Origin of the sequence: Aquiflexum sp. (genome assembly GCF_041749095.1) — a bacterium.
In the GTDB taxonomy this organism is placed as follows: Bacteria; Bacteroidota; Bacteroidia; order Cytophagales; family Cyclobacteriaceae; genus Aquiflexum.
Genome location: NZ_JBGTCA010000169.1, coordinates 1 through 7,565, shown reverse-complemented (window position 1 = coordinate 7,565; position 7,565 = coordinate 1). Strand labels below are relative to the sequence as shown.

Annotated in this window: 5 protein-coding genes and 1 pseudogene; 3 read left to right on the top strand and 3 right to left on the bottom strand. The window is 43.9% G+C overall.

Going from position 1 to position 7,565, the window contains the following annotated elements; genetic code table 11:
* Positions 1-44: 44 nt before the first annotated feature.
* Positions 45-2,387, top strand: coding sequence for a c-type cytochrome (locus ACEW8O_RS08280; protein WP_373494150.1), 2,343 nt, complete (start codon positions 45-47; stop codon positions 2,385-2,387).
* Positions 2,377-3,810 carry an enolase C-terminal domain-like protein gene (locus ACEW8O_RS08275; RefSeq protein ID WP_373494149.1) on the top strand — a complete coding sequence of 478 codons (1,434 nt, stop codon included), beginning with the start codon at positions 2,377-2,379 and terminating at the stop codon, positions 3,808-3,810. The genes ACEW8O_RS08280 and ACEW8O_RS08275 overlap by 11 nt, the downstream gene beginning before the upstream one ends.
* A 90-nt stretch (positions 3,811-3,900) precedes the next feature.
* On the opposite strand, the gene ACEW8O_RS08270 is transcribed toward ACEW8O_RS08275, so the two are convergent.
* Both ACEW8O_RS08270 and ACEW8O_RS08265 read right to left on the bottom strand, forming a co-directional pair.
* Positions 3,901-4,530: a class I SAM-dependent methyltransferase gene (locus ACEW8O_RS08270; protein ID WP_373494148.1), complete on the bottom strand. Its 630-nt coding sequence runs from the start codon at positions 4,528-4,530 to the stop codon at positions 3,901-3,903.
* Positions 4,520-5,428: a patatin-like phospholipase family protein gene (locus ACEW8O_RS08265; RefSeq protein WP_373494147.1), complete on the bottom strand. Its 909-nt coding sequence runs from the start codon at positions 5,426-5,428 to the stop codon at positions 4,520-4,522. Before ACEW8O_RS08265 ends, ACEW8O_RS08270 begins: the two co-directional genes overlap by 11 nt.
* Before the next feature lie 174 nt (positions 5,429-5,602).
* Between ACEW8O_RS08265 and ACEW8O_RS08260 the strand changes: the two genes are divergently transcribed.
* Complete coding sequence (locus ACEW8O_RS08260) at positions 5,603-6,025, top strand: VOC family protein (protein WP_373494146.1); 423 nt, start codon at positions 5,603-5,605, stop codon at positions 6,023-6,025.
* Between the two features lie 439 nt (positions 6,026-6,464).
* On the opposite strand, the pseudogene ACEW8O_RS08255 reads toward ACEW8O_RS08260, so the two are convergent.
* Positions 6,465-7,565 (bottom strand): annotated as a pseudogene (locus ACEW8O_RS08255) (excinuclease ABC subunit A); the annotation flags it as partial.

The following is a 7,565-nucleotide window of genomic DNA, read 5'->3' as shown; positions in this document are numbered from 1 at the left end:
TTTTGTATTTTGCTGGTTGCCTATTCCAATGATAAAATAATAAGATGACATATATAATTTGGGTAAGATTTCAGGCACTTGGGTTGTTTTTGCTCCTGTTCTGCTTATTCTCCTGTCAACCCAAAGTTGATATTGAGCGTCCCTCGGATCCATGGGCATTTAGGTCTGTACTTGACAAAAAACCAAGGATGCTTACCCTGGCATTGGATTCTGCCTGCTATGTGGCCTATGACCTCTCCAATCAGCAGTTGTACAAGGTTTGGAAGGGTGGAGTGTTGTTGGAAGGTGCCGTATATACCAACAAGAAAAACATTCAACCCAGTAGTTGGGGCACTCCCTATTTGAAGAATAGGGAAATTTATAACCGTTGGAAAATCACGCATGATGGCAATGAAATTTCCATTACCTGGAAATACAAAGGGTATAAACTGAAGGACAAACAAATCACCATTTGGAATGAGGCACACATGGAGAGTGGGGAAGTGATTCGCATAGAAGAACAACCTGAATTTGTGAGCAATAAAAATGGGGATCCCGGATTGGAACGTAGGATTTTAATAGAAAACCTTCCTGAGGGCCACACCCTTCATTTATGTTCAGAGCAAAATTGCGAGAAATGGGAGAAATCGGGATCTTATGTGGTCCGTACTTTTTTTGATCCTCTTCCCGATCAGCATCCACCATCATTGGGGGATAAATATGATCATTTGGGAATTTTGAAAATGGAAATGAGCGATTGCTACACCTGTCATGAGGAACACAACAAGATGGTGGGGCCTTCTTTTGCAGATATAGCTGCCAAATATCCTGATAAAAAGAATTCCTATCCCCAACTGATAAAAAAAATTCTGGAGGGAGGGGCAGGTGTTTGGGGTGAAATCCCGATGAACCCTCATCCGGAATTGAGGGAGGGCGACATAATACCCATGTTGGATTACATCTACTCCTTAAAGCCTGCTATTCAAGCTTCCCATTCTACACCAATAATAAAGGCGAGCTTGACTGAAGAAGATGTACGACAACCGGGATTTGGTGCAGCACTGGAAGGTGTGCATCCCAGTTATGATATCCGGACCCTGCATTTTGGTGATTTCAAACCCAAAGTTGGGGCCATGGCATTTTTGCCTGATGGTCGATTGTTGGTATCCACTTGGGACCGTTTGGGGGCAGTTTACCTACTGGATGGGGTAGAGAAAGGCGACACCACCCAAATTACCATTAAGCGCATCGCAGAAGGATTGGCTGAGCCTTTGGGTCTTGAAGTGGTAGATGGAGAAATCTACGTACTTCAAAAACATGAGCTGACCCATCTGGTGGATACGGATGGAGATGATATCATCGATGAATACAGGGTAGTGTCCGATGCATGGGGTGTTACCGAAGATTTTCATGAGTTTGCCTTTGGACTGGTACATAAAGAGGGCAAGTTTTATATTGCCACCTCCATGGCCATGCGCCTTATGTCAAACCAAAAGCAGCACCCTGATCGTGGAAGAACTCTGGAAATTGGAATGGACGGGACCTATAGAGGATTGGATTATGGCTTAAGGACACCCAATGGCATTGGCAAGGGAGTAGATGGAGAATTGTTTGTCACTGACAACCAAGGGCAATGGCTTCCGGGCAACAAGCTGATTCATGTGAAGGAAGGGGCTTACAACGGGATGGCCTGGGGGCTTCAGGATTCTATTGATGAAACACCACCGATGGTTCCTCCGGCGATTTGGTTACCGGATGTGGAAATCGGAAATTCCCCATCCGAACCCATCCTTATGAAAGATGGGCCATACAAGGGGCAGATGCTGCATGGTGACGTTACCCATGGAGGAATTAAGAGGGATTTTCTCGAAAAAGTAAATGGTGCCTATCAAGGTTCGGTTTTTCGCTTTTCGCAGGGATTCACCGCAGGGGTCAATCGACTGGTATGGGGGCCGGATGGTGCTTTGTATGTGGGTGAAATTGGCATGGTGGGAGGATGGAGTTGGAAGGAAAACCAATACGGATTGGAGAAGTTGACTTACAATGGAAAATCTACCTTTGAGATGTTGGCTATCAGGGCAAAACCTGATGGTTTTGAAATTGAATTTACCGAGCCCTTAGCAAATGACAAACAAATGTCAAACGATGATATCCTAATCCAGCAATGGTGGTACGCACCAACCCCCGCTTATGGTGGACCGAAAAAAGACTTAACCTATCTGGAACCTTCCGAAATCACTTTGTCTGAAGATCGAAAGAAATGCAGACTGGTCATTCCCAATTTAAAAGAGCAGCACGTAGTATATTTTCTCCTGTCAGCCAACATCAAAAGCAACCAAGGCAATCCATTATGGTCAGGCGAAGCCTGGTACACATTAAACCAAATTCCGAACTCCAATGAAAAATAACAAATCCGAGCATAAGGTCAGGATTGGCCTGGACAGAAGAACCTTTATCAAAAAAGCAGGTGCCTTGGCCACAATGGGAAGTATGGGCTTTTCCCCGGTTTATTCGTCTATTACAACCCACAAAAAAACTCCCATGAAAAGGATTACCATAGATCATGTAGATACCAATTTTGAAAGGGAACCTTTGATTCCTTATCGGTTTAAGGGCAGTGCCATTACAGAAGCGTGGCAGGTTTTAGCCTACCTCAGGACCAGTTCCGGAAACCATAGAATAGGTATTGGTACCCAAGGAACTTTATGGTCTGATCAGCGGGTGTTTGCCGCCCACTCCTCCAATGGGGGAAACGCATTGATGTATGCCATGACGGAAAGGGCCGTACAGCTCTTGAAGGGGCATACCTTTGATGATCCGGTCAAGGTATTGGAGGATTTGCTGCCTGAGGTGTGGGAATATGGCAAAAAAATCACAGGTATCTCCGACCTGAAAAAGACCTTTGCCCTGAATGCCCTGGTGCCGGTGGACAATGCCATTTGGCTACTCTATGCTGACGAAAACGGGATGGGAAAATTTGACGAGATGATACCTGAAGTCTTTAGCCAAGGGCTTTCAGCCAAGCATGACAAGGTGGCAAGCATCCCTTCTTTCAGTGTGGGTGCCAATATAGAAGATATAAAAGCAGCCGCTGATAGGGGACATTTTATCATGAAATTGAAAACAGGTTCCGCAGGGACACAGGAGGAGATGCTGCAAAAAGACATGGCTTTTTTGGAAGGGGTACATAAAGCCATAGGCCATTATGAAACTCCATATACCGAAAATGGAAAGATCCCTTATTATTTTGATGCCAATGAAAGGTACGAGAAGAAGGAGGCCTTGGAGAGGTTTTTGGACCACGCCAAAAAGATTGGAGCCTTTGATCAGATCGCTGTTATAGAAGAACCATTTGGTGAGGGCAACCATGCTTTTGTTGGTGATTTGGGAGTGAGGGTGGCCGCAGATGAGAGTGCCCACACTGTAGAGGAGGCATTGATGCGAATAGAACAGGGATATTCGGCCATAGCGGTGAAGGCCATTGCCAAGACACTTACCATGACCATGAAGATTGCCCAAGCCGCTTACGAAAAGGAGGTGCCCTGTTTTTGTGCAGATCTGACGGTTAATCCTATTTTGGTAGATTGGAACAAAAATGTGGCTGCCAGATTGCCGGCCTTTCCTGGTTTGAACCTCGGGCTGCAGGAAACAAACGGACATCAGTACTACAAAAACTGGGAGCGTATGCTTTCCTACCTTCCCATGCCCGATGGCTCTTGGGTCAAAACAAAGGATGGGGTTTATCCCACTGACGGCTCATTTTACGAACACAGTGGAGGCATCTTGCTCAGGTCAGCACATTATGAGCAGGTTTTCAACCCTGTGGTTTGATATTAGATAGACGCTGAGAATGCTAGGCCAATTTTTTAATTTTGAAATTTTCCAATCTTTCAATCCGCCACCGCGGACAAGTTCTTTCAATCAATCCTTTACAATCCCCTTTTCCCAAACAAATACCCCCATCGCCCTCAGCCCGTGAACAAGGACGGACTTGGGTGGTTCGAGGAAGGTTAGGTTATATTTTGCCATAACCTCCTTTTCCAGTTCTTCTGTCAACAGAAACCGTTCCGTCCCATCGGGAAGCAAGTAAACCCCATCTCCCAAGTCAGGGGACTTTTCCAAAATCCCACCTTGGGCAGTAGTCATTCTTAAAAAGAAAATCCCTCCGGGTTTCAATACCCGCATCATCTCGTCCATCATCTTAAAGAACTGTTCTTCGCTTTTGGCAAAATGTAATACCGCAGAGCTGATAAGGGCATCAAAGGCACCCTGATGGAAGGGCATATCTTCTATGATGGAAGTTTGAAAGCGATGGATGTCATATTCCTGTTGAATCGTCTTAGCATACAACCTCGCCATCTGTATGGCCGTTGGGTTGCTGTCCACTCCAAAAATCTGATATCCCTGATTCATAAAATATATTGTGTTCCTTCCTTCCCCACACCCTGCATCCAGGATTCTCATCGATTTTTTGAACCTGCCTTTAAGGATCTGATCGAGCAGGTAAATATCAGCATTACCAAGTAGCTGATTGAGTTCCTTAATGTTCATTTTCGAATTGCGCTATAGCTTTTAGTGTTTTTTGTTTTCCTATCTCAATCATCTCAGAGGCCCGGTGGAATTCCAGGGTTCGGGCCTGGATTCTTGAAATTTCCACAATTATATCAACTTTATGTTTTTCCAATACCAGTCCTGAAAGTTTATCCTGCAGGATATCAAATGAATAATTCATAAGATCGATGAATCCCATTCCTTTTGGTTTTTCATCTTTTTCCAAAGTAGAAAAATAAGCTGAAAATTTCTTTTGGTAATCGATCATCCAACCAGGCATTTTACTAAAAGTAGTGGGTGAGGTTATTTTATCTTTACCTCCCAATAAATCAACAAATGCCTCTTTTGGGCCATTAAGGTCCACAGCTAGCACTATTTCACCTCTTTTTTCCTTCGGCAAAAGGGTCAATGGAATGGGATTCAGAATACCCCCATCTATATATTCCTTACCGTGGATGATTGCAGGCATGAGTACAGTTGGTATGGAAACGGATGCCCGAATTGCTGCATATAAGCTACCCTTTCTGAAAACATGTTCTTTTCCTGAGGGTATTTCCACAGCCGTACAGACGAAAGGAATGTTCAAATCCTCAATATGACAATCTGCAATCAGCTTTTTGAGTTCGCCAAAAACTTTGTCCCCTTTGATAAAACCCCTGCTGGAAATGGTGAAATCCATCAGAGAAAAAACATCAATCCTATCCAGGTTGCATATCCAGTCTTTGAACTTGGGCAGATTTCCTGCAGCGTACATACCTCCTATCAATGCCCCTGCCGAAGATCCGGCAATGGAAACAATTTCATAGCCTGATTCTTCCAAAACCTCGATTACACCTATATGCGCCATTCCCCTGGCACCACCACTCGATAATACCAGTGAAACTGTTTTTTTGTTCATGGGTTAAAATTAATAGTTAGAAGACGGAAGACCGAAGACCGAAGTAACGTGAAATCTTGTGTTTGACAAATAACCAGTTGGTTTTGGCATATAATAGTATCATGATTGATCATTATGAAAATAATTTTTAATAACCGATCTTTCCAACTGATCCGCAAACGAAATTAATCAATTATGAGTCAATTCAAGCCTTTTCATCTTGCATTTCCCATCCGGGACATTGAGGAAACCAGAAAGTTTTATGGAGACCTGTTGGGTTGTGACATAGGAAGAAGTACGGATAAATGGATAGACTTCAATTTTTTTGGGCATCAGTTGTCCGCCCATGTCAAACCTGAAGAACTGAATTTGGCCAAGGCAAATGAAGTAGATGGGAAAAATGTTCCAGTAAGGCATTTTGGGGCGATCTTACCTTGGGAGGAATGGCATGCTTTGGCAGACAAGTTAAAAGACCATGGAATGGAATTTGTCATCGAACCTTATATCAGGTTCAAAGGTGAGGTGGGAGAACAGGCAACCATGTTTTTTCTTGATCCTTCAGGCAATGCCCTTGAATTCAAATCCTTTCAGGATGAGGGGCAGATTTTTGCGAAGTGACTTGTTCAAACACAATGACAGCCAAAAAAGGTATGGACCTCTTCCGCCACGGCGGACAAGACCTGGAGTTCCAATGACGTAAATATTGGTGCCTTCATTTTAATCCTGAGCTATTATTTTAATGGAGTTAGCTATGTGGCTACTCGTCATCCTGAATCCGAAGTACTGCCTGTCCCGTTGGCTAACGGGAATTGAAGAATTTCCTAATTCTTAGGGGAGAGTCTCTTCAAGGAGGAGCTTTTAAAACTATCGATCCAATAAAAGCAATCAATTACAAACAGAACTTGTCCTTGTCACCTCGACGGCAGGAGAGGTCTGATAACCCTCTAAGGCAGAACAGATTTCTCCTATCGTCGAAATGACAAGGAGAAGCCTTGGACGCTATTATACATCAAAAGCATTCAAGAGCTTATTTTAACTTTATTTTGTCACCCTAATCCTACTGAAAAGACTCCCTCAGATACTTACCCGTATAATTCCCCTCAGTTTCCATCAGCGCCTCAGGGGTGCCTTCGAAGGTGATGTGTCCTCCTTTTTCTCCTCCTTCGGGACCTAGGTCAATGACCCAATCCGCAGCTTTAATTACTTCGGTATTGTGTTCGATGATGATGACCGAATGGCCCTGTTCTATCAATGCATTGATGGAATGTAGGAGTTTGCGGATATCATGGAAGTGCAGTCCTGTGGTGGGTTCATCAAATATGAACAGGATATGGTCACCGGATTTGGTTCCGCCTTTACCTAGAAATGAAGCCAACTTCACCCTTTGGGCTTCACCGCCCGAGAGGGTATTGGAAGATTGACCCATGCCAATGTATCCTAGACCGACCTCTTGAAGGGGTTGCAATTTGTTGATGATCTGTGCTTTTCCTTTAAAAAAGTCCATGGCTTCATCAATGGTCAAATCCAGAATATCTGAGATGTCTTTGTCCTTGTATTTGACTTCAAGGATTTCATTTTTGAAACGTTTCCCTTTGCAGGACTCACAGGTCAAATGTATATCCGCCATAAACTGCATTTCTACAGTCACCGTACCTTCTCCCTGACAGCCCTCGCATCTGCCGCCATCCACATTGAAGCTGAAAAATGCCGGTTTGTATCCCCGTTGTTTTGAAAGTGTCTGATCGGAATACAAAGTCCTGATGGAATCATAGGCTTTGACATAGGTAACCGGGTTGGATCGGGAGGATTTGCCGATGGGGTTTTGATCTACAAATTCCACTTGCGTGATCTTTTTATAATCCCCTTCCAGTTTGTCAAACTTCCCTGTTTCATCAATGACTGTTCCCAAGGTTTTGCCCAAAGCAGGATAGAGCACCTTTTTGACCAAGGTGGATTTACCGGAACCACTTACTCCCGTGACTACAGTCAAAGTATGCAGTGGGAATTTGACAGTCAGGTTTTTTAGGTTATTTTCTCTTGCACCCTTTACAGAAACTGTATCTTTCCATTTCCTGTTGAAATCCTTCGCCTGGATTTTTTCCTCTCCTTTTAAGTATTGGGCCGTGTAGCTTTTCCCATGAATCAATAATTCCTGAAG

Bases quoted from the DNA above. Each gene is read 5' to 3' on its own strand.
- ACEW8O_RS08275 (WP_373494149.1), top strand. From the start codon at position 2,377: ATGAAAAATAACAAATCCGAGCATAAGGTCAGGATTGGCCTGGACAGA.
- ACEW8O_RS08270 (WP_373494148.1), bottom strand. From the start codon at position 4,530: ATGAACATTAAGGAACTCAATCAGCTACTTGGTAATGCTGATATTTAC.
- ACEW8O_RS08260 (WP_373494146.1), top strand. From the start codon at position 5,603: ATGAGTCAATTCAAGCCTTTTCATCTTGCATTTCCCATCCGGGACATT.
- ACEW8O_RS08265 (WP_373494147.1), bottom strand. From the start codon at position 5,428: ATGAACAAAAAAACAGTTTCACTGGTATTATCGAGTGGTGGTGCCAGG.
- ACEW8O_RS08280 (WP_373494150.1), top strand. From the start codon at position 45: ATGACATATATAATTTGGGTAAGATTTCAGGCACTTGGGTTGTTTTTG.